Below are 21,824 nucleotides of genomic sequence, written 5' to 3'. Positions count from 1 at the left end.
TTCGTACCGTGGACCAGCACGGTAAACAGGTCCAGGTCGAGCGCGCGTCGTCGGCCCTGGCCGACGTCGACACCGCGGGGTGGGCGCAGCGCTTCGATCTGTTGTCCGATCCGCACCGGCTGGAGATCCTGCTGGGCCTGCACCGGGCCCCGGGGATCTGCGTCAGCGATCTGGCCGCCGCCCTCGGCCGCTCGGAAAACGCTGTGTCCCAGGCTTTGCGGGTGCTGCGGGAACAGGGTTGGGTCACCTGCACCCGGACCGGACGCACGGTGAATTACCGCCTCGACGACGAGACCGTGCATGACCTGTTGCACTGGATCGGCGCCCGGCACGGCTGAGCGAAGTTCTCATCTGTCTGTCTGGACAGATATCGGTGCCGGTCTTACGCTGCCCGAATGGCAACCCGTTTCGACCGCGCCGACTGGATCTCGATCGCCGCAGTCAGCGGATTCGTGGTGCTCCTGCATGTCATCGGTTGGGGCGTACTGATCTTCGGGGTGGCGCCGCAACACATCACGCTTGGTTCGGCGGGGGTGTTCGGCGTCGGTCTCGGCGTGACCGCGTACCTCCTGGGCGTGCGGCATGCCTTCGACGCCGACCACATCGCCGTGATCGACAACACCACCCGGAAACTGGTCGGCGAAGGCACCCGGTCGGTGTCGGCGGGCTTCTGGTTCTCACTGGGGCATTCCAGCGTGGTGTTCGGGCTGGCTCTGCTGCTCGCTCTCGGCGTGCACGCGCTCGCCGGCCCGGTACAGGACGACGAGTCGGCGATGCTGCAGACCCTCGGTCTGGTCGGGTCGCTGGTGGCCGGAACGTTCCTCATCCTGGTCGGGCTGACGAATCTGTTTGCCGCGGTGGGGATCGCCAAGGTCTTCCGGGCCATGCGCAGCGGTGAGTACGACGAGGCCGAGCTGGAGCGTCAGCTCGACAGCCGGGGTTTCCTGGCGCGCCTGCTGGGCCGGGTGATGCGGCGCGTCAACAAGCCCTGGCACCTGTACCCGGTGGGCTTCCTGATGGGGCTGGGCTTCGACACCGCCAGCCAGGTCGCGCTGCTGGTACTGGCGGCGGGAACGGCGGCCTTCACGCTGCCCTGGTACGCCATGCTGGTACTGCCCGTGCTGTTCGCGGCCGGGATGAGCCTGTTCGACAGCCTGGACGGAATCTTCATGGCCCGGGCCTACGGCTGGGCCTTCCTGCAGCCGGTCCGCAAGGTGTACTACAACCTGACCGTCACCGTGCTGTCGGTGATCGTCGCCCTCGTCGTCGGCGTGATCGTGCTGACCGGCCTGCTGGTCGAGCGCCTCGGCATCACGACGGGGCCGTTGGCGTTCGTCGGCTCGGCCGACCTGGAGTTCGTCGGATTCGCGATCGTCGGGCTTTTCGTGGTGAGCTGGATTGTGGCCCTGGGGATCTGGCGGTTCGGCCGGATCGAGCAGCGCTGGGCCGCCCGGGCCTAGTCGGTCAGGCCCAGCAGCGCGTTCTCGATCACCTCGGGCAGCGCCGGATGGATCCAGTACTGGCCCCGGGCGATCTCTCGGGCGGTCTGCCCGAAGCTCATGGCCTGGATGAGCGGCTGGATGATCGCAGATGCCTGGTAGCCCATGATGTGGGCACCCAGGATCTTGCCGGTGGCTCGATCACCGATCAGCTTGGCGATGCCGGTGGTGTCTTCCATCGCCCAGCCGTACGCGGTGTCTCCGTAGGCCTGAATCTTGGTCACGACGTCATAGCCCTCGTCGCGGGCCTCCTCCTCGGTCAACCCGACCATGGCGATCTGCGGTTCGGTGAACACCGCCGACGGCACGAACCGGTGATCGCTGCGCACCATCGCCTCGGTGTCATCCCAGTCGTGCAGCAGGTTCTCCCTGACCACCCGTGACTCGTGGTTGGCCACATGCTTGAGCTGGTAGTCCGAGGACACGTCACCGAGCGCGAAAATGCCACGCGCCGTGGTGCGTTGATATTCGTCGACGATGACCAGGCCGTCCTCGTCGATCTCCACGCCGGCGAGTTCGGCATCGAGCAGGTCACCGTTGGGGACCCGGCCGGTGGCCACCAGCAGCATGTCGGCGGGCAGCGTCTTGCCGTCGTCGAGCTCCAGGACGATCTGGTCACCCTCGTGGTGCGAGCCGATCACGTTCTCGTGCGTCCGCACGTCCCACTTCTCGGCGGCCAGCGCGCTGAACCGCCGGCAGATTGTCTCGTCGCAATGGCTGAGCAGGCAGTCGCCACGCACCACGACGGTGACCCGCACGCCCAATGCCGAGAACACGTGGGCGAACTCGGCCGAGACGAATCCGCCGCCCACGATCACCAGGTGCTCGGGCAGCTCGGGGATTCGCATGATGTCGTCGCTGGTGTAGTACGTGACACCGCAGTCCACGATGGCCGGCGGGACGTAGGCGCGGGACCCGGCCGCGATCACCACCTGATCGCTGCTGAATTCATCACCGGCCTCGGTGCGCAGCGTGTAGCGGCCGTCGGCGGTCTTGGGCCCGAACCGGGTGTGGCTGGCGTACACCGTGATGTCCGGGTCGTTGCGGCGGTAGTCCTCACCGCCGGCAGCGATCGGGTCGATCCGGCCGAACACCCGCGACACGACATCGGGCCAGCGCACCTTGTCGATGTGGGAATCGATGCCGTACTTGGCGCTGTCCTTGATCGTGTCCGCTACGTCAGCGGCGTAGACGAACATCTTGGTGGGGATGCAGCCCACGTTGAGGCAGGTCCCGCCGAACGTGCCCTGCTCGCAGATCGCGACCTTCTTTCCGGCGTAGCGCTCGTCGAGGATGCTGTTGCCGGAGCCGGTGCCGATGATCGTCAGATCGTAATGCTCCATGTGCGCTGCCTATCCGGAAGATGTTGTGCTGGGACGGGTTTGCAGGCTCAGGTAGTAATCGAGCCACCGGTCGAGCTCGCGGTAGGCCGCGGCCCGGGAATCGGCTACCGACAGGAAGACGTCGTGTTTGGCATCGGTGATCGGAGCTACCGTGGTGTGGTTGCCCACGCAACCGGACCACCGCGCGATCTGGCTGACATCGAGTACGGCATCGCCGCGCTGCATCGCCGCGGGGTCGGAGGTTTCGGTGACACTGCGGTCCGACCGGAGGATGAGGTTCGGCACCCCGACGTCCAGGCCGCGGTGCAGGCGGGCCTGCCCGCGGCGGATCGCATTGATCCACCCGAAGGTGACGGGGAAGCCTCCCAACGGTTTCCACTCCAGGTTGTAGTCGAACTCGCCGCCGTAGTCGCGGTGCAGCGTGGTGCCGTAGCCGCCTTCGGTGGGCTTGCGGACCACCGACAGCTTGCGCAGGCGGGCCAGGGCGATCAGGGCGGCCGAGGTGGGCGCGGTGCGCAGGATCGCCGGCCCGTGCAGATCGAAGAACGGGCTGTTGAGCACCAGCCCGCCGACGTGATGGGTGGCCAGCCGCCCTCGACGGCGCAGCCGGTCGGCGAACAAGGTGAGGATCAGTCCACCCGCGGAATGCCCGTACAGGCACACCGTGGCATTGCCGGTGTCGGCGGCGATGGACTCCAGGGCACGCTCTATCTGGGTGTCGTAGCGTGCCAGATCGGTGGTGAAGTGCGGGGTCTGGCCATCGTGCCGGGAGCGTCCGCACTTGGGCAGATCCAGCGCGTAGAACGAGAACCCGCGGTCGGCGAATCGGTCGGCCAGCTCGGTGTGGAAGAAGTAGTCGGTGTAGCCGTGCAAAGCCAGCACGGCATGGCCCTTGCCGTCGGGCGCCGTGCCGGCCTCGCCGCGGCGCACCAGCGTGGCGACCAGGTCGCCTTCGCCGTCGGGATCAGGCCCTGCGTCGATGGTCTGCTGCCAGAACCCCGGCAGTACATCCGGCTCCCAGGCGGGCTCCCGTGACGTCACGGTTCCACCCTAACCGGGCCCCGAAATCAGAGCCGCAACGCCGCGAGCACGTCCACGACGCCGCCCCCGGCCATCCGATCACAAGAGGTGAAACCGGACACCGTCTCCGGTAAAGATGTGGAGGCTGTCTTTCGGTCCACCGGGTCGGCCAGCAACCCCGATCGGGACGAGAATCAGCGCATCCGACCGGTCCGGCCGCTCGTCGGCGGGCTGCAGGTGACGGATAGCACTACCATGCCTGGCCAACCGGGATTCGTCGCGCGATAACCTGGGCATAACAAAAGCCGTCGGTGTGGACGGGCCGCGCAACAACAAAGGACGAGCGATCAGGGTGTCTGAGGCAAACGTGGGTACGACCGAGAAGACTGACGTCGTGCTGGTTGGGGCCGGCATCATGAGCGCGACCCTCGGCGCTCTGATCCGGCTGCTGGAGCCGGACTGGTCCATCACCATGATCGAGCGGCTCGACGGTGCCGCCGCGGAGAGCAGTGATCCGTGGAACAACGCGGGCACCGGACACTCGGCACTGTGTGAGCTGAACTACACCCCCGAACTGTCCGATGGTTCCATCGACACCACCAAGGCCATCAACGTCAACGAGCAGTTCCAGGTGTCGCGGCAGTTCTGGGCCTACGCGGCCGAGAACGGCGTGCTGTCCGATGTGCGCGGCTTCCTGAACCCGATCCCGCACGTCAGCTTCGTGCACGGGGCTGCCAACGTCGACTACCTCAAGCGCCGCCACGAGGCGCTCGTCGGCAACCCGCTGTTCGCCTCGATGGAATTCATCGACGACAAGGACGAGTTCTCCCGCCGGTTGCCGTTCATGGCCGCCAAGCGGGATTTTTCCGATCCGGTGGCGCTGAACTGGTCACAGCACGGCACCGACGTCGATTTCGGCGCGCTGTCGCGCCAGCTCATCGGCTTCACCGCGCAGCGCGGGATGAACACCCTGTTCGGTCATGAGGTGCGCAACCTGCACAAGGAATCCGACGGCAGCTGGACGGTCAAGGTCACCAACCGGCGCACCGGCCTCAAGCGCAAGTTCAACGCCAAGTTCGTGTTCGTCGGCGCCGGCGGCGGTGCGCTGCCGCTGCTGCAGAAGTCGGGCATCCCGGAGGCCAAGGGTTTCGGCGGATTCCCGGTCGGCGGCGCGTTCCTGCGGACCGACAACCAGACCCTGACCGCGGGCCATCAGGCCAAGGTGTACGGCCTCCCGCCGCTGGGTGCCCCGCCGATGTCGGTGCCGCACCTGGACACCCGCGTGATCAACGGCAAATCCTGGCTGCTGTTCGGGCCGTTCGCCGGTTGGACGCCGAAGTTCCTCAAGCAGGGCAAGTTCACCGACCTGCCATTGTCGGTCAAGCCCAACAACATCATGTCCATGCTCGGTGTCGGACTCACCGAGATGGGTCTGGTCAACTACCTGGTCGGCCAGCTGCTGCTCAGCGAGGCCGCGCGGGTCGAGACCTTGCGGGAATTCGCGCCCAGCGCAGTCGATTCCGACTGGGAGCTGGACATCGCCGGCCAGCGTGTGCAGGTGATCCGGCGCAAGGGTGCCGGTGGTGTGCTGGAGTTCGGCACCACCGTGCTCACGGCGGCCGACGGCAGCATCGCCGGCCTGCTCGGCGCCTCGCCTGGCGCGTCCACCGCGGTACCGGCCATGCTCGACGTGCTGGAGCGCTGCTTCACCGATCGCTACCAGAGCTGGCTGCCCAAGCTCAAGGAGATGGTGCCGTCGCTGGGGACCAAGTTGTCCAACGAGCCCGGCCTGTTCGACGAAGTCTGGGCGTGGGGGACCAAGGCGCTCAAGCTGGACGTCCCTGTGACTGCGTGACCGAGGCGGGCGGATGACGGTCGCACTACGCCGCAGCTGGGCCAAGGACCTCGACGTACCAACGCTTTACGAGCTGCTCAAGCTTCGTGTCGAGGTGTTCGTGGTGGAACAGGCAACTCCGTACCCGGAGCTCGACGGCCGCGATCTGCTCGCCGAGACCCGCCATTTCTGGCTGGAAAGCCCTGACGGGGAAGTCATTTCGACGCTGCGCCTGATGGAGGAGCATCCCGGCGGCGAGAAGGCGTTCCGGATCGGCAGGGTGTGCACCAAGCGCACTGACCGGGGCCGCGGGCACACCGCCCGGCTCATGCAGGCGGCCCTGGCCGAGGTCGGCGACTATCCGTGCCACATCAATGCTCAGACCTACCTGGTCGACATGTACGGCCGGCACGGATTCGTCCGCGACGGCGACGAATTCCTCGACGACGGCATCCCGCATGTGCCGATGGTGCGCCCCGGGGCCGATGTAACGCGAGAGCGAGTTTGATGACCGTCGAGACCCATACCTATCCCTTCAGCGCACTGGTGGGGCAGGACCGGCTGCGGCTGGCCCTGCTGTTGTGCGCGGTGCATCCGGAGATCGGCGGCGTGCTGATCCGCGGCGAGAAGGGAACCGCGAAATCCACCGCGGTACGCGGCCTGGCCGCGGTGTTGTCGGCGGTCGACGACGACGCTCGCCTGGTCGAGCTGCCCATCGGTGCCACCGAGGACCGGGTGGTCGGCTCGCTGGACCTGCAGAAGGTGCTGCGCGACGGTGAGCACGCCTTCTCGCCGGGCCTGCTGGCCCGCGCCCATGGCGGAGTTCTCTACGTCGACGAGGTCAACCTGCTGCACGACCATCTGGTCGACGTGCTGCTCGATGCCGCTGCGATGGGCCGGGTACATGTTGAGCGCGAAGGTATTTCGCATTCGCACGAATCCCGGTTCGTGCTGATCGGCACGATGAACCCCGAGGAAGGCGAGCTGCGTCCCCAGCTGCTGGACCGATTCGGGCTGACCGTGGATGTGGCCGCCTCACGTGACGTCGATGTACGCGTCGAGGTGATCCGGGCCAGGATGGCGTTCGAGGCGGACCCGCGGGCTTTCACCGATCGGTATGCGGATGCCGACGCCGAGTTGGCAGGTCGCATCGCCGCGGCCCGGGCCGCGATCGGCTCGGTGGTGCTGCCCGACACCGAACTGCGCCGGATCGCCGCACTGTGCGCGGCGTTCGACGTCGACGGGATGCGTGCCGACCTCGTGGTCGCGCGCACCGCCGTTGCTCATGCGGCCTGGCGCGGCGCCGCCACGGTCACCGAAGAGGACATCCGGGTGGCCGCCGAACTGGCACTGCCGCACCGGCGCCGGCGCGATCCGTTCGACGATCCTGGGCTGGACCCCGACCGCCTCGAGGAGGCCATGCAGCAGGCGGGGGAGTCCGCCGCGCAGCCGGGGCAGGACACCGAGCCACCAGACCCGGATTTCGACCCTGATTTCGACCCTCCCGGTGGTGGAGCCGATACCGGTTCGGAAAGCACAGTGCCGCAGGGAAATTCGAAGCAGTCCAGCACCCGACCGAGCGCTCCGCCGTCGGCGGTGTTCCGGACCAGGGCATTGGTGGTGCCCGGGGTCGGTGAGGGTGCCCCCGGTCGCCGTTCGCGGGCCCGCAACCGCACCGGCACGCCGATCGGGGCCACCGCGGAACCCGGCAGCGGGCACGGGCTGCACATGTTCGCCACCCTGCTCGCCGCCGCGGGCCGTCAACAGGGTGCGGGCCTGCCCCGGCCTCGCCCCGAAGACATCCGGCGCGCGGTACGTGAGGGCCGCGAAGGCAATCTGGTGATCTTCGTCGTCGACGCCTCCGGGTCGATGGCCGCCCGCGACCGGATGTCGGCCGTCACCGGCGCGACGCTGTCGCTGCTGCGCGACGCCTACCAGCGCCGTGACAAGGTCGCCGTGATCACCTTCCGCCGCGACGACGCCCAGGTGCTGCTCCCGCCCACCACCTCGGTGCACATCGCCGGTCGCCGGCTGGCCCGGTTCGACACCGGGGGCAAAACTCCGCTGGCGCAGGGCCTGATGGCCGCTCGCGATCTCGTGATCCGCGAGAAGGCCCGCGACCGGGCCCGGCGCACCCTGGTGGTGGTGCTCACCGACGGCCGCGCCACCGGAGGCCCGGATCCGTTGGGCCGCACCAGGCAAGCCGCGGCCGCGTTGGTGGCCGAGGGGGCCGCCGCCGTGGTGGTGGACTGTGAAACATCTTTTGTGCGACTGGGTTTGGCCGGTCAACTGGCCGAACAGCTGGGTGCGCCGGCAGTGCGGCTCGAACAATTGCGCGCGGCCGAGCTGACCCGGCTCGTCCAGCACCAGACGGCCGCCTGACCGGCCCGAGACCCCGCGCAGGAAGGACCGACCATGCCACAGGGACAACCGCTGACCGTCCCCGACGACGGCCTGACCACCAAGGCCCGGCGCAACGCGCCGCTGCTGGCCGTGCACACCGGAGCCGGGAAGGGCAAGTCGACCGCGGCCTTCGGAATGGCATTGCGGGCGTGGAACCAGGGGTTCTCGGTGGCGGTGTTCCAGTTCGTCAAGAGTGCGAAGTGGAAGGTGGGGGAGGAGGCCGTGTTCGGGCAGCTCGGCCGGCTGCACGACGAACACGGTGCCGGCGGTCCCGTCGAGTGGCACAAGATGGGCTCGGGTTGGTCCTGGACGCGTAAGCACGGTACCGACGTCGATCATGCGGCGGCCGCCGCCGACGGCTGGGCCGAGATCAAACGCCGGCTGGCCGACGAACGCCACGATTTCTACGTGCTCGACGAGTTCACCTATCCGCTCAAGTGGGGCTGGGTCGATGTCGACGAGGTGATCGAGGTGCTGGCCAACCGGCCCGGCACCCAACATGTGGTGATCACCGGACGCGATGCCCCGCAGGGCTTGATCGATGCCGCGGACCTGGTGACGGAGATGACCAAGGTCAAGCACCCGATGGATGCCGGCCGCAAAGGCCAGAAGGGCATCGAGTGGTGACTCTCGGCACGCTCGTGGACGCTGAGTGGGCGCATAGTGCTGCCGTTTCGCGGCGTGGCGGGCAGCAGACACGCACGCTCGCGGTGCTGAGGTGACCACCACCGGCGCGGTGGTTATCGCCGCACCGGCATCGGGTAGCGGGAAAACCACCGTGGCAACCGGTTTGGTCGGCGCGCTGCGCCAGGCCGGACATGCGGTGGCGCCGTTCAAGGTCGGTCCGGACTTCATCGACCCCGGCTATCACGCCCTGGCCGCCGGCCGTCCGGGCCGCAACCTGGACCCGGTGCTCGTCGGAGAGGACCTGATCGGCCCGCTGTACCGGCACGGCTGTACCGGCGCCGACATCGCGGTCGTCGAGGGCGTCATGGGCCTGTTCGACGGTCGCATCGAGGGGCAGATGACCGGCATCCCCCGCGGTTCGGCGGCTCAGGTCGCCGGCCTGCTTGGGGCGCCCGTGGTGCTGGTGGTCGATGCCCGCGGGCAGAGCCACAGCATCGCCGCACTGCTGCACGGCTTCGTCACGTTCGACCCGGCGGTGCGGATCGCCGGGGTGATTCTCAACCGGGTCGGCTCCGAGCGGCACGAGGCGGTGTTGCGTCAGGCCTGTGAGCACGCCGGTGTGACGGTGCTCGGTGCGATTCCGCGGGCCGACGAATTATCGGTGCCCTCAAGGCATCTCGGCCTCATCACGGCTGTCGAACACGGTCGTCAGGCGCGCGACGCGGTGGCCGCCATGACCGCCCTGGTGGCCCGGCACGTGGATCTGGCGGCCGTCGTCGCCGCATCCGCTGCCCACGTGACCGCCGAGCCGTGGAGCCCCGTGGCCGAGTCGGTGACCAACGTCACGGTGGCCCTGGCCGCGGGTAAGGCGTTCAGCTTCAGCTATGCCGAGCACGCCGAACTGCTGCGCGGGGCCGGGGCGCAGGTCGCCGAGTTCGATCCGCTGACCGAACCACTGCCCGCCGGCACGGACGCACTGGTGCTGCCAGGCGGGTTCCCCGAACAGTTCACCGCCGAACTGTCGGCCAACGATCTTGTCCGGCAGCAGATCAGAGACCTGGTCGGGCGCGGGGCACCGGTGCACGCCGAATGTGCCGGCCTGACCTATCTGGTCGACGACCTCGACGGCGTACCGATGTGCGGCGTGCTGGCCGGCTCGGCACGGTTCACCGAGCGGCTCACCCTGGGTTACCGCGACGCGGTCGCGGTAGTCGACTCCTGCCTGCACGGGGCCGGTGACCGCGTCACCGGACACGAATTCCACCGGACCGCAGTGGAATTCGTCGACGACCTATCGCCGGCCTGGGTGTTCGCCGGACCCGGCCAGACGGCTCGGCGCGACGGCGCGGTGCGCCGTGGTGTGCACGCCGGATACCTGCACACCCACCCCGCGGCGCATCCGGAGGCCATCACCCGGTTCGTGGCGACAGCAGCAACCACTAAGCTCGGCGGGTGACCGAGAATGCCTACCTCGTCGGCCTGCGCCTGTCGGGCAAGAAGGTCGTCGTTGTCGGCGGTGGAACCGTCGCGCAACGCCGGCTGCCCCTGCTGATCGCCCATGGCGCCGACGTACACGTGATCGCCCGGGCGGCCAGCCCCGCGGTGGAGGCGCTGTCGCACGACGAACCGGGTATCACCCTGCAGCTGCGTGACTTCCGCGCCGGGGATCTCGACGGTGCCTGGTATGTGCTCGCGGCCACCGATGATTCCGAGGTCAATGCCGCCATCGCCGCCGAAGCCGACGAGCGGCGCATCTTCTGCGTGCGGGCCGACGTGGCGCGCGAGGGATCGGCGGTGACCCCGGCGACCTTCGAATCCGACGGCCTTTCCGTGGGCGTCCTGGCCGGCGGCGAGCACCGTCGCTCGGCGGCCCTGCGCACCGCGATCCACGAGGCGCTGCAGCGCGGCCTGCTCACCGCCGAGTCCGGCGATCAGCCGGGGGAGGCGCCCAAGGGCGTGGCGCTGGTCGGCGGCGGCCCTGGCGATCCCGAGCTGATCACGGTGCGCGGACGACACCTGCTGGCCCGTGCCGACGTCGTCGTGGCCGACCGGCTCGCTCCCCAGGAGCTGCTGGCCGAACTCGGCCCCCACGTCGAGGTGATCGACGCGGCCAAGATCCCGTACGGACGGGCGATGGCGCAGGAGGCGATCAACCAGGTCCTGGTGGACCGGGCCCGCGCCGGCAAGTTCGTCGTCCGCCTCAAAGGCGGGGATCCGTTCGTCTTCGCCCGCGGTTACGAAGAAGTCCTGGCATGCACGGAAGCCGGCATTCCCGTCACCGTCGTCCCAGGTGTGACCAGTGCCATATCGGTGCCCGCGCTGGCCGGCGTACCGGTCACCCACCGGGGCATGACGCATGAGTTCGTGGTGGTCAGCGGCCATGTTGCGCCTGGGCATCCCGAATCGTTAGTCAATTGGAATGCGCTGGCGGCGTTGACCGGCACGATCGTGCTGCTGATGGCCGTCGAACGCATCGAGCTGTTCACCAAGGCGCTGCTGGATGGCGGCCGACCTGCGGATACGCCTGTCCTTGTGGTGCAACACGGGACGACTGTCGCGCAGCGCACCCTGCGGGCCACCCTCGCCGACGCGCCCGAGCGGATCCGGGCGGACGGCATTCGACCTCCGGCGATCATCGTGATCGGACCGGTGGCAGCCTTCGCCGGTTAAAGGATTCTTAAGATTCCGGTAAGGTGACCCGGTATGACGGCACTCAACGACGCCGAGCGCGAGGGCCTCGCCGCCCGCCTCCCGTCCTGGTTCCCGTCCTGGGGCTTCCTTTCCGCGGTCATCGCGATCGGCGGTATGCAACTGCTGGCCACCATGGACAGCACGGTCGCGATCGTCGCGTTGCCGCGGATCCAGGACGAGCTCGGCCTGTCCGACGCCGGACGTAGCTGGGTCATCACCGCCTACGTCCTCACCTTCGGCGGCCTGATGCTGCTCGGCGGACGACTCGGCGACACCATCGGTCGCAAACGCACCTTCATCGTCGGCGTCGCGTTGTTCACCATCGCCTCGATCCTGTGCGGCATCGCCTGGAACGAGGCGACCCTGGTGATCGCCCGGCTGCTGCAGGGTGTCGGTGCGGCCATCGCCTCGCCCACGGGACTCGCGCTGGTCGCGACCACCTTCCCCAAGGGCCCGGCGCGCAACCTGGCCACCGCCGTGTTCGGCGCCATGACTGCCATCGGCTCGGTGATGGGCCTGGTGGTCGGCGGTGCGCTCACCGAGGTGTCCTGGCGGCTGGCGTTCCTGGTCAACGTGCCCATCGGCCTGGTGATGCTCTACCTGGCCCGCACCGCCTTGCGTGAGACCAACCGCGAGCGGATGAAGCTCGACGCCGCAGGCGCCCTGCTGGCGACCCTGGCCTGCACGGCCGCGGTGTTCGCCTTCACCCAGGGCCCCGAGAGCGGCTGGCTGGCCCCGGTCACGCTGGGCTCCGGTGCGGTCGCCGCCGTCTGCGGCATCGCGTTCCTCATCGCCGAACGCAGCGCCGAGAACCCGGTGGTGCCATTCGACCTGTTCCACGAGCGCAACCGCGTCGCCACGTTCGCGGCGATCTTCCTAGCCGGCGGCGTGCTGTTCACCTTGACCGTGCTGATCGGCCTGTACGTCCAGGACATCCTCGGCTACAGCGCCCTTCACGCCGGCATCGGCTTCATCCCGTTCGTGATCGGTATGGGCATCGGCCTGGGCGCGTCGTCCCAGATCGTCCGGTTCTTCCAGCCCCGGATCGTGGTCATCGCGGGCGGTGTCCTGGTGCTCGGTGCGATGCTCTACGGCTCGACACTGCATGCCGGCATTCCTTACTTCCCGAACCTGGTGCTACCCATCACGATCGGCGGCATCGGCATCGGCATGATCGTGGTGCCGCTGACGCTGGCGGCGATCGCCGGGGTCGGCTTCGACCGCATCGGCCCGGCCTCGGCCATCGCCCTGATGCTGCAGAACCTCGGCGGTCCGCTGGTGCTGGCGATCATCCAGGCCGTCATCACCTCGCGCACGCTCTATCTGGGCGGGATCACCGGCCCGGTCAAGGACATGAACGGTCCGCAGCTTGCCGCCCTCGATGCGGGATACACCTACGGATTGCTCTGGGTGGCCGCGGTCGCGGTCCTGGTCGGCATTGCGGCATTGTTCATCGGCTACACCTCCGAACAGGTGGCACATGCCCAAGAGGTCAAGGACGCCATCGATTCCGGAGAGCTCGAGCTCGACTGACACCACGTCAGGGTGACGCCGATGAACCGCCGCGAGATCTCCGAGGCCGTCGGCCCGCTGGGCTGGCGCCTGGTGCTCGGTGCTGTCTACACCGAGGTGCTCGTGCCGTCGATGGCCGACGCGGCCGCAGCGGCCGCTCACGCAGTGCGCGCGGCCGGTTCTGATGCACCGGGGCATCTTTCGATCGACATCCGGTCCGACCGGGCCGTGCTGCGGCTGCGCACCCACCACGCCCACGCGGTGACCGAACGCGATCTGGAACTGGCCGGTGAGCTGTCACAGGCCTTGGCGGCCCACGGCTTCGAACTCACCACCGGGCCCGTGGCCGTCCAGGCGATCGAGATCGCGATCGACGCGCTCGACATCGGCGCCATCCGACCGTTCTGGAAGGCGGTCACGGGCTACGTCGACGAACCGGGGAACGTCGACCTCGACGCGGGTCTGGTCGATCCTTTCGGCCGTGGCCCGGCCATCTGGTTTCAGCAGATGGATGCGCCTCGCCCCCAGCGCAATCGGATCCACCTCGACATCGACGTCATCCACGACGCGGCGCAGGCCCGCGTCGATGCGGCCCTGGCCGCCGGCGGCAGGTTGGTCAGTGACCGCGTGGCACCGCGGTTCTGGGTCCTGGCCGACGCGGAGGGCAACGAGGCCTGCATCTGTACCTGGCAGGGCCGTGACTGACGACACGCCTTAAGGTTGTCGCCTGTGATCACCCGCATGTCCGAGCTGTTCCTGCGAACCCTGCGCGACGACCCCGCTGATGCCGAGGTACCCAGCCACAAGCTGCTGATCCGGGCCGGTTATGTCCGTCCGGTCGGCCCCGGCATCTACAGCTGGCTGCCGCTGGGCCTGCGGGTCCTGCGCCGGATCGAGAACATCGTGCGGGAAGAGATGAACGCGATCGGCGGTCAGGAGATCCTGCTGCCCGCGCTGCTGCCGCGTGGCGCGTACGAGACCACCAACCGGTGGACCGAGTACGGCGACACCCTGTTCCGGCTGCAGGACCGGCGCGGCAACGACTATCTGCTCGGGCCGACGCACGAGGAGATCTTCACGCTGACGGTCAAGGGGGAGTACTCCTCCTACAAGGACTTCCCGGTGATCCTGTACCAGGTCCAGACCAAGTACCGCGACGAGGCGCGGCCGCGCGCAGGCATTCTGCGTGGCCGCGAGTTCGTGATGAAGGACTCGTACTCGTTCGACGTGGATGACGACGGCCTCAAGAACGCCTACCACGCCCACCGTGAGGCCTACCAGAAGATCTTCGGGCGCCTCGGTGTGCGCTACGTGATCGTGTCGGCGGTCTCCGGAGCGATGGGCGGTAGCGCGTCGGAGGAGTTCCTGGCCGAGAGCGAGATCGGCGAGGACACCTTCGTGCGCTGCCTGGACTCCGGATATGCCGCCAACGTCGAAGCGGTGATCACCCGGGCACCGGCACCGCTGCCGATCGAGGGGCAGCCCGAGGCGCAGGTGCACGACACCCCGGACACCCCGACCATCGCCACGCTGGTCGACTGGGCGAATTCGGCTGATCTGGCGCAGTTCTCGGGTCGTGAGGTCACCGCCGCCGACACGCTGAAGAACGTCCTGCTCAAAACCCGCGAGCCCGGCGGCGAGTGGGAGCTGCTGGCCATCGGCGTGCCCGGCGACCGCGAGGTCGATGAGAAGCGCTTGGGTGCCGCGCTGGAGCCTGCCGAGTTCGCGCTGCTCGACGACGCCGACTTCGCCAAGAACCCATTCCTGGTCAAGGGCTATGTAGGACCAAAAGCCTTGTTGGACAACGAGGTTCGCTACCTCGTCGATCCGCGCGTGGTGGACGGCACGGCTTGGATCACCGGTGCCGACGCGCCCAACAAGCACGTGGTCGGCCTGGTCGCCGGCCGCGACTTCACCCCCGACGGCACGATCGAGGCCGCCGAGGTCCGTGACGGCGACCCGTCGCCGGACGGAGCCGGCGTGCTGACCTCGGCGCGTGGCATCGAGATCGGCCACATCTTCCAGCTGGGCCGCAAATACGCCGACGCCTTCACCGCCGACGTGCTCGGCGAGGACGGCAAGCCGGTGCGGCTCACGATGGGTTCCTACGGCATCGGCGTCTCCCGCATGGTCGCCGTGATCGCCGAGCAGCAGCACGACGAGCTCGGCCTGCGCTGGCCGAGCGCCGTCGCACCCTTTGATGTGCACGTGGTCGTGGCGAACAAGGACGACGCGGCCCGGGCCGGGGCGACCGAACTGGTCGCCGCTCTGGACCGGCTCGGCCACGAGGTGCTGTTCGACGATCGCAAGGCCTCACCCGGCGTGAAGTTCAAGGACGCCGAGCTGCTGGGCATGCCGTGGATCGTCGTGGTCGGGCGCGGATTCTCCGACGGTGTGGTGGAGTTGCGCAACCGGTTCACCGGCGAGAACCGCGAGATCGCCGTCGACGACGCGGCGACCGCGATCTCGGCGGCACTCACCGAGGCTCGCTGACGGCCGTCAGCGTCCCGGCCCGCTCACGCCAACTCGGGCACCCGCAGGTGGGCGAGCGCCAGCTCGAACTCGCATTCGTTCATTTCCTCGGCGCCGATGTCGCGGATCGCCGAGGTCTTGAGCGCACTGGCCCGGTCCTTGCTCCGCTCCATCGCTTCGCGGCTGTCGAACGACGCTGACGACACGCCCCGTCCCGATGCGCGGTCGACCATCAGGCTGGCGCTGCAGAACCCGTCGAGATCCTCCATCGCGGGCAGCACGGATGATTTGTAATGCTCGATGCCGCCGTCGATCTGGCCCGGCTCCAGCTTTGCCCATGTCGCCCGGACGCACGCCCCCTCGTGGGTGCGATGGTCACGGTGCAGGACGGCGATCTCCCACTCTTCGACGGTTGCTGTGCCCCCGAATGCTTCCGCGGCCCGTGCCCGCAGCGGTGCGGCCCGCTCGGCACTCGCGTGCATCGCCTCTTCGGTCTCCCATGCTGTGGTGGCGATGCACCGGCCGGACTCGCGATCGACCAGCAACGAGATACCGACGCAGCCGTCGATCTCCTGCAGCGCGGGCATGACCTCGTCGCGAACATGCGCGATACCGGCGTCGATCGACTCGGGTCGTGCCTGGACAGTGGTAGAGCGTGCGTACACGATCCACCCCCTTTGTTCGGGGCAGCGCCCCGGTGGCGCCACCGGTCCGGCCTCTACCTTTCCCGCGGTGAGCGGACGTGGCAATGGGCACTCCGCGATCAATTACCGGGTGCAACAACACCGGATCCGGGGATCGCGGGCGCGGCTATTCGCCCCCGCCCGGGAAGGCGACCGTCACCGGCGAGGCGTCCGCGATCGCGCGCCATCGGGCCGCGGTGACGGCGGTCTGCGACAGTGCGGTGACCGCGAATGTGCGGTCCTCGTCGCCGGTGGCTTGTTCGAGCACCGCGCGCCAGGCCACCGCGGAGTCCTCTTCCATGCGGATTGCGAGGTTGACGGCGTCGGTCGGATCGGACACCGGCGCGGGCAACTGATATCCGGCCGCGGGCAGCGGCGGGGTCACCGAGCGCGCTTCGAGCATGGCCATGGCGGCTTCGCGGCGGGTCCGGTGCTCGGCCATCGCCGCGGCCACCAGGGCGTTGTCCTCGGGCGTCGAATGGGCCGACACCAGCCCGTAGCCGTAGATGGCCCCGTGCTCGACGGCCACGGCATCGAACAGCGCGGCGTCGGCGGACGTGGTCGGACGCGTGGGTGAGGTGGTCGATCGTGGTCCCGGTGAGGTCACTGTCCGCCTCCCAGAGCGACGGTGTAGGCGGCCGTGCACGAGGCGGCGATGGAGCCCAGGAGTCCGGCGCGATAGCCGGAGAGTGTGCGGGCCAGGCCGGCCGCCCGGTCCGCAGACTCCTTGAGGGCGTTGACGACGTCGTCGACGCCGGGCGCGGCCGCGTCGGCCCCGCCGTTCGGGCCGGATCTGGCCGGGCTCCTGGTGGTGCTGGTGGCGGTGTCCGTGGGGGCCGTACCCGTCATCCGGGTCAACTCGTCGGCCAGGGCCTTGGCGTGCGCGGTGCGATCGTCGGCGACCGCGCTCAGGGCCTGGGCCACCGGTGCCTGCGGCGGTTGGGCGGCTGCCGCATCGGAGGCCAGTGCGCTGTCGGCGCGCGCCCGGCCCCACTGCGCGGTCAGGTCGTCCACTTCGGGCTGAGGCGTCGTCGTACTGCAGGCGGCGGCGGTGGCGCCCAGCAGGGCAAGGGCCGCGGCCGAGACCAGTACGCGCCGCCGGCTGATGTCTGCATGGGCGCTCGGCACGTGAACATCCTGCCATTGCCCGGGCACCTGTCTGACGCGGCGCTGACCGCCCGGCCGGGCCCGGGGCGACGACATTCGCCACGCACCGGTCTTCGATTGGCGGTTGCTGCCGCGGGCCTGGCGTATCGTGAATAGGCGATTCCGGGGCCGATCCAGGTGGCGGGCCCTGGCATTTGTGTCGGAGACAATTCAAGATGAGGAGCTCGCCGTGGCACCGGATCCAAAGTTGCGGTCTGCGGATTTGCCGTCGCAGACGCAGGTGATCGAGCTACTCGGTGGCGAGTTCGCGCGCGCCGGTTACGAAATCGACGATGTCGTCATCGACGCATCGGTACGTCCGCCGCGCATCACCGTGATCGCCGACGGCGACGAGGGCCTCGATCTCGATTCCCTGGCGGCGCTGTCGAGGACGGCCTCTGAGTTGCTCGACCAGCTTGCGCAGGGGGACACGCCGTATGTGCTCGATGTCACCTCGCCGGGTGTGGACCGGCCGCTGACGCAGGCCAAGCATTTTCGCCGCGCCCGCGGGCGCAAGGCCGAGTTGACGCTGACCGACGGTTCGGTCTTCACCGGCAGGCTCGGGGAAACCGACGGCACCGTGCTGAAAGTCGTGGTGCCCGAAGGGCGGGACCTGACCGTCCGCGAGCTGGCCCTTGCCGATATCGCCAAAGCTGTTGTGCAAGTGGAGTTTTCACCTCCAAACCGACGTGAGCTGGAACTGTCGGGAGAAACCGGGAAGGGGGCCGGGGAATGAACATCGACATGGCGGCACTGCATGCCATCGAGGCGGACAAGGGCATCACCGTCGATGTGGTTGTCGAGACCATCAAATCGGCATTGCTCACCGCATATCGCCACACCGAAGGGCATGAACCCGACGCGCGTATCGATATCGACCGCAAGACCGGCGTGGTCAAGGTGATGGCCCGCCAAACCGATGCCGACGGCAATGTCCTGCATGAATGGGACGACACGCCAGAGGGATTCGGCCGCATCGCCGCGACGACGGCCCGTCAGGTCATCTTGCAGCGGTTGCGTGATGCGGAGAACGAGAAGACGTACGGGGAGTTCGCCGCCCACGAGGGCGACATCGTCGCCGGGGTGATCCAGCGCGATGCCCGGGCCAACGCCCGTGGCCTGGTCGTTGTCCGGATGGGCAGCGAGACGAAGGGGTCCGAAGGGGTCATCCCCAGTGCCGAGCAGGTGCCGGGGGAGCGCTATGAGCACGGCGACCGGCTCCGCTGCTACGTCGTCGGCGTCACCCGGGGTGCCCGCGAGCCGTTGATCACGCTGTCACGTACCCACCCGAACCTGGTCCGCAAGCTGTTCTCCCTTGAGGTGCCGGAGATCGCCGACGGCTCCGTGGAGATCGTGGCGGTGGCTCGTGAGGCCGGTCACCGGTCCAAGATCGCGGTGGCCTCGCGCGTGCCCGGGCTCAACGCCAAGGGGGCGTGTATCGGCCCGATGGGCCAGCGTGTGCGCAATGTGATGAGCGAGTTGTCCGGCGAGAAGATCGACATCATCGACTACGACGAGGACCCCGCGCGGTTCGTCGCGAACGCCCTGTCACCGGCCAAAGTGGTGTCGGTCTCGGTGATCGATGAGGCCGCCCGGGCGGCGCGGGTCATCGTGCCGGACTTCCAGCTTTCCCTGGCGATCGGTAAAGAAGGGCAAAACGCCAGGTTGGCGGCCCGGCTCACTGGTTGGCGGATCGATATCCGCAGCGATGCGGCGCCGCAGCCAGACCATGATGTCCGGCCCGGGGCGGTACACGATTGACAGTAGTGACCGGCGTTTCGGACCACAGCCCTTGGGGCGGTAGACTCAGCCGTGATCCAGCGCGAGACTCCGGCTCTGACGCATCGAAGCACCTCCGACACCTCTGTCGGACCAGTGCGGACCTGCGTCGGGTGCCGGAAGCGAGAGTTGGCCGCCGAGTTGCTCCGAGTGGTCGCGGTGACCGACGGGAACGGGACGAGTTCCGTAACCGTTGATCCCGAGGCAAGCCTGCCAGGGCGTGGTGCGTGGCTGCACCCCGACCAGCAGTGCGCGCAGATGGCAGTGCGGCGACGAGCCTTCGTCCGAGCGTTGCGACTCACCGGTTCACCGGATACATCCGCGGTGATCGAGTACGTCGAGAGCATCACCGAAGCTCTCGACCGGCCCGACGCCCCGGCAACAGAACAGGTAGCGAAGAACATGAGCACACCGTGAAGTCCCGATGACCATGCGTCATAGCTAAACCCGAGGCGCGGCGCCTACCACCGCTGTTGCCTCCAGACGAGGAGATGTAGTGGCAGCAGGTAAGGCCCGTGTACACGAGTTGGCGAAGGAACTCGGTGTCACCAGCAAGGAACTCTTAGCCAAGCTCAAGGAGCAGGGCGAGTTCGTCAAGTCGGCGTCCTCCACGGTGGAGGCGCCGGTCGCGCGTCGGCTGCGCGAATCGTTCGGCGCCAAGGCCGGCGGCAAGAAGCCCGAAGACAAGCCCCGCCCGCAGGGCGCCTCTGGCGCCGCACCTGCGGCACCCAAGCCCGGCGCGCCCAAGCCGGCCCCGGCCAAGCCCGCCGCGCCCGCGGCCCCGGCGGTCGAACCCCAGGCCCCGGCGGCTCAGGCCGCCCCGGTTACCCCGGCCCGGCCTGCGGCACCCAAGCCCGCTGCTCCGCAGCCTCCGGCCGCGCCGCGTGCACCGGCCGCCGCTGCGCGCGTTCGGTCGTCCCGGCGGTGCGCCCAAGCGTGGCCGTAAGTCGAAGCGGGCGAAACGCGCCGAATACGAGAACATGCAGGCGCCGGTCGTCGGTGGCGTGCGGTTGCCCAAGGGCAACGGCGAGACCATCCGGCTGGCCCGCGGTGCGTCGCTGAGCGACTTCGCCGAGAAGATCGACGCCAACCCGGCCGCACTGGTCCAGGCGCTGTTCAACCTCGGTGAGATGGTCACCGCGACCCAGTCGGTCGGTGACGACACCCTGGAGCTGCTCGGCAGCGAGATGAACTTCAAGGTGCAGGTCGTCTCGCCCGAGGACGAGGACCGCGAGCTCCTGGAGTCCTTCGACCTCACCTACGGCGAGGACGAGGGCGGCGAGGAGGACCTCGAGGTCCGCCCGCCGGTGGTCACCGTCATGGGTCACGTCGACCACGGCAAGACCCGCCTGCTGGACACGATCCGGAACGCCAGCGTCCGCGAGGGCGAGGCCGGCGGCATCACCCAGCACATCGGCGCCTACCAGGTCGAGGTCGATCTGGACGGCAATGTCCGGCCGATCACCTTCATCGACACCCCGGGTCACGAGGCGTTCACCGCCATGCGTGCCCGTGGCGCCAAGGCCACCGACATCGCGATCCTGGTGGTCGCCGCCGACGACGGCGTCATGCCGCAGACGGTGGAGGCCATCAACCACGCGCAGGCCGCTGACGTGCCGATCGTGGTGGCGGTCAACAAGATCGACAAGGAAGGCGCCGACCCGTCCAAGATCCGGGCGCAGCTGACCGAATACAACCTGGTGGCCGAGGATTACGGCGGCGACACCATGTTCGTCGACATCTCCGCCAAGCAGGGCACCAACATCGAGGCGCTGCTGGAAGCGGTCGTGCTGACCGCCGACGCCGCCCTGGATCTGCGGGCCAACCCCGACATGGAGGCCCAGGGTGTGGCGATCGAGGCGCACCTGGACCGCGGTCGCGGCCCGGTGGCCACCGTGCTCATCCAGCGCGGCACGCTGCGCGTCGGCGACTCGGTGGTGGCAGGTGATGCCTATGGCCGCGTCCGCCGCATGGTCGACGAGCACGGCGAAGACGTCGAAGAGGCGCTTCCGTCGCGTCCGGTCCAGGTCATCGGCTTCACGTCGGTGCCGGGTGCCGGTGACAACTTCCTGGTTGTCGACGAGGACCGCATCGCCCGCCAGATCGCCGACCGGCGCAGCGCGCGCAAGCGCAACGCGCTGGCCGCACGCAGTCGCAAGCGGATCAGCCTGGAAGACCTGGATTCGGCGCTGAAGGAAACCAGCCAGCTGAACCTGATCCTCAAGGGCGACAACGCCGGTACGGTCGAAGCCCTCGAGGAAGCCTTGATGGGCATCGAGATCGACGACGAGGTGGAGCTGCGGGTCATCGACCGCGGTGTCGGTGGCGTCACCGAGACCAACGTCAACCTGGCGTCGGCGTCGGACGCGATCATCATCGGGTTCAACGTCCGTGCCGAGGGCAAGGCGACCGAGCTGGCCAACCGCGAGGGTGTGGAGATCCGGTACTACTCGGTGATCTACCAGGCGATCGACGAGATCGAGAAGGCCCTCAAGGGCATGCTCAAGCCGGTCTACGAGGAGAAGGAGCTCGGCCGCGCCGAGATCCGGGCGATCTTCCGGTCGTCCAAGGTCGGCAACATCGCCGGTTGCCTCGTCACCTCGGGCATCATGCGCCGCAATGCCAAGGCCCGACTGCTGCGTGACAACACGGTGGTCGCGCAGAACCTCACGGTGTCCTCGCTCAAGCGCGAGAAGGACGATGCCACCGAGGTGCGCGAGGGCTACGAGTGCGGTCTGACGCTGACCTATTCCGACATCAAGGAAGGCGACGTCATCGAGACGTACGAGCTCGTCGAGAAGGTGCGGACCTAAGG

At 68.4% G+C, this 21,824-nt stretch carries 19 protein-coding genes and 1 pseudogene; 15 read left to right on the top strand and 5 right to left on the bottom strand.

The genetic code is table 11. From position 1 onward, the window contains the following. Positions 1-8: 8 nt before the first annotated feature. Both BN2156_RS09245 and nicT read left to right on the top strand, forming a co-directional pair. Positions 9-338, top strand: coding sequence for an ArsR/SmtB family transcription factor (locus BN2156_RS09245; protein WP_210436589.1), 330 nt, complete (start codon positions 9-11; stop codon positions 336-338). 57 nt (positions 339-395) lie between these two features. Further along, a complete protein-coding gene (gene nicT, locus BN2156_RS09240) occupies positions 396-1,460 on the top strand; it encodes a Nickel transporter NicT (RefSeq protein WP_090512648.1) in 1,065 nt (354 codons plus the stop codon). Here the strand turns inward: nicT and mtr are convergent. Together mtr and BN2156_RS09230 are read right to left on the bottom strand one after the other, a co-directional pair. After that, positions 1,457-2,842: a mycothione reductase gene (gene mtr, locus BN2156_RS09235; RefSeq protein ID WP_090512645.1), complete on the bottom strand. Its 1,386-nt coding sequence runs from the start codon at positions 2,840-2,842 to the stop codon at positions 1,457-1,459. The genes nicT and mtr overlap by 4 nt on opposite strands. 9 nt (positions 2,843-2,851) lie before the next feature. Further along, on the bottom strand, positions 2,852-3,883 hold the full coding sequence (locus tag BN2156_RS09230; protein ID WP_090512642.1) for an alpha/beta hydrolase: 1,032 nt from the start codon (positions 3,881-3,883) through the stop codon (positions 2,852-2,854). A 394-nt stretch (positions 3,884-4,277) separates the two neighbouring features. On the opposite strand from BN2156_RS09230, the gene mqo reads away from it, so the two are divergent. The 9 genes from mqo (at position 4,278) to BN2156_RS09185 (ending at position 15,422) form a co-directional block, all read left to right on the top strand. After that, on the top strand, positions 4,278-5,717 hold the full coding sequence (gene mqo, locus BN2156_RS09225; protein WP_276021363.1) for a malate dehydrogenase (quinone): 1,440 nt from the start codon (positions 4,278-4,280) through the stop codon (positions 5,715-5,717). 13 nt (positions 5,718-5,730) lie between these two features. After that, positions 5,731-6,204 carry a GNAT family N-acetyltransferase gene (locus tag BN2156_RS09220; protein WP_090512639.1) on the top strand — a complete coding sequence of 158 codons (474 nt, stop codon included), beginning with the start codon at positions 5,731-5,733 and terminating at the stop codon, positions 6,202-6,204. Beyond that, on the top strand, positions 6,204-8,078 hold the full coding sequence (locus BN2156_RS09215) for a magnesium chelatase subunit D family protein (protein ID WP_090512636.1): 1,875 nt from the start codon (positions 6,204-6,206) through the stop codon (positions 8,076-8,078). Before BN2156_RS09220 ends, BN2156_RS09215 begins: the two co-directional genes overlap by 1 nt. A gap of 33 nt (positions 8,079-8,111) precedes the next feature. Beyond that, the gene (gene cobO, locus BN2156_RS09210; RefSeq protein ID WP_090512634.1) at positions 8,112-8,726 is read left to right on the top strand and encodes a cob(I)yrinic acid a,c-diamide adenosyltransferase; all 615 of its coding nucleotides are present in this window, start codon (positions 8,112-8,114) and stop codon (positions 8,724-8,726) included. A 91-nt stretch (positions 8,727-8,817) separates the two neighbouring features. After that, on the top strand, positions 8,818-10,182 hold the full coding sequence (locus BN2156_RS09205) for a cobyrinic acid a,c-diamide synthase CobB (RefSeq protein ID WP_090512631.1): 1,365 nt from the start codon (positions 8,818-8,820) through the stop codon (positions 10,180-10,182). Further along, the gene (gene cobA / locus BN2156_RS09200; RefSeq protein ID WP_090512628.1) at positions 10,179-11,396 is read left to right on the top strand and encodes a uroporphyrinogen-III C-methyltransferase; all 1,218 of its coding nucleotides are present in this window, start codon (positions 10,179-10,181) and stop codon (positions 11,394-11,396) included. The genes BN2156_RS09205 and cobA overlap by 4 nt, the downstream gene beginning before the upstream one ends. 33 nt (positions 11,397-11,429) lie before the next feature. Beyond that, positions 11,430-12,950, top strand: coding sequence for an MFS transporter (locus tag BN2156_RS09195; RefSeq protein WP_090512626.1), 1,521 nt, complete (start codon positions 11,430-11,432; stop codon positions 12,948-12,950). Positions 12,951-12,971: 21 nt separating this feature from the next. Then, positions 12,972-13,634, top strand: a complete 663-nt coding sequence (locus tag BN2156_RS09190) for a 4a-hydroxytetrahydrobiopterin dehydratase family protein (protein ID WP_090512623.1) — start codon at positions 12,972-12,974, stop codon at positions 13,632-13,634. A gap of 24 nt (positions 13,635-13,658) precedes the next feature. After that, positions 13,659-15,422, top strand: coding sequence for a proline--tRNA ligase (locus BN2156_RS09185; protein ID WP_090512621.1), 1,764 nt, complete (start codon positions 13,659-13,661; stop codon positions 15,420-15,422). A gap of 23 nt (positions 15,423-15,445) precedes the next feature. Here the strand turns inward: BN2156_RS09185 and BN2156_RS09180 are convergent, their stop codons facing one another. The 3 genes from BN2156_RS09180 to BN2156_RS09170 all read right to left on the bottom strand — a co-directional run bounded on the left by BN2156_RS09180 (position 15,446) and on the right by BN2156_RS09170 (position 17,212). Then, positions 15,446-16,066, bottom strand: a complete 621-nt coding sequence (locus BN2156_RS09180; RefSeq protein ID WP_090512618.1) for an antibiotic biosynthesis monooxygenase — start codon at positions 16,064-16,066, stop codon at positions 15,446-15,448. Positions 16,067-16,211: 145 nt separating this feature from the next. Continuing rightward, the gene (locus BN2156_RS09175) at positions 16,212-16,691 is read right to left on the bottom strand and encodes a ferritin-like domain-containing protein (protein WP_090512615.1); all 480 of its coding nucleotides are present in this window, start codon (positions 16,689-16,691) and stop codon (positions 16,212-16,214) included. Then, positions 16,688-17,212 carry a hypothetical protein gene (locus tag BN2156_RS09170; protein ID WP_090515695.1) on the bottom strand — a complete coding sequence of 175 codons (525 nt, stop codon included), beginning with the start codon at positions 17,210-17,212 and terminating at the stop codon, positions 16,688-16,690. The genes BN2156_RS09175 and BN2156_RS09170 overlap by 4 nt, the downstream gene beginning before the upstream one ends. Positions 17,213-17,420: 208 nt before the next feature. Here BN2156_RS09170 and rimP point away from each other — a divergent pair, with 208 nt between their 5' ends. From rimP to infB, 4 genes and pseudogenes are all read left to right on the top strand, one after another. Further along, entirely contained in the window at positions 17,421-17,966 is a 546-nt protein-coding gene (gene rimP, locus BN2156_RS09165; protein ID WP_090515694.1) for a ribosome maturation factor RimP, read from the top strand. Beyond that, positions 17,963-18,991 (top strand): transcription termination factor NusA, encoded by a 1,029-nt coding sequence (gene nusA / locus BN2156_RS09160; protein WP_090512613.1) that lies wholly within the window; start codon positions 17,963-17,965, stop codon positions 18,989-18,991. Before rimP ends, nusA begins: the two co-directional genes overlap by 4 nt. 177 nt (positions 18,992-19,168) lie before the next feature. After that, positions 19,169-19,426, top strand: coding sequence for a YlxR family protein (locus tag BN2156_RS09155; RefSeq protein WP_235625253.1), 258 nt, complete (start codon positions 19,169-19,171; stop codon positions 19,424-19,426). 79 nt (positions 19,427-19,505) lie between these two features. Then, positions 19,506-21,822, top strand: a pseudogene (gene infB, locus BN2156_RS09150) (translation initiation factor IF-2). Positions 21,823-21,824 lie beyond the last annotated feature (2 nt).

Source organism: Mycolicibacterium neworleansense, from assembly GCF_001245615.1.
GTDB classification, from domain to species: Bacteria; Actinomycetota; Actinomycetes; order Mycobacteriales; family Mycobacteriaceae; genus Mycobacterium; species Mycobacterium neworleansense.
This window is presented reverse-complemented; position numbering and strand designations above follow the sequence as displayed.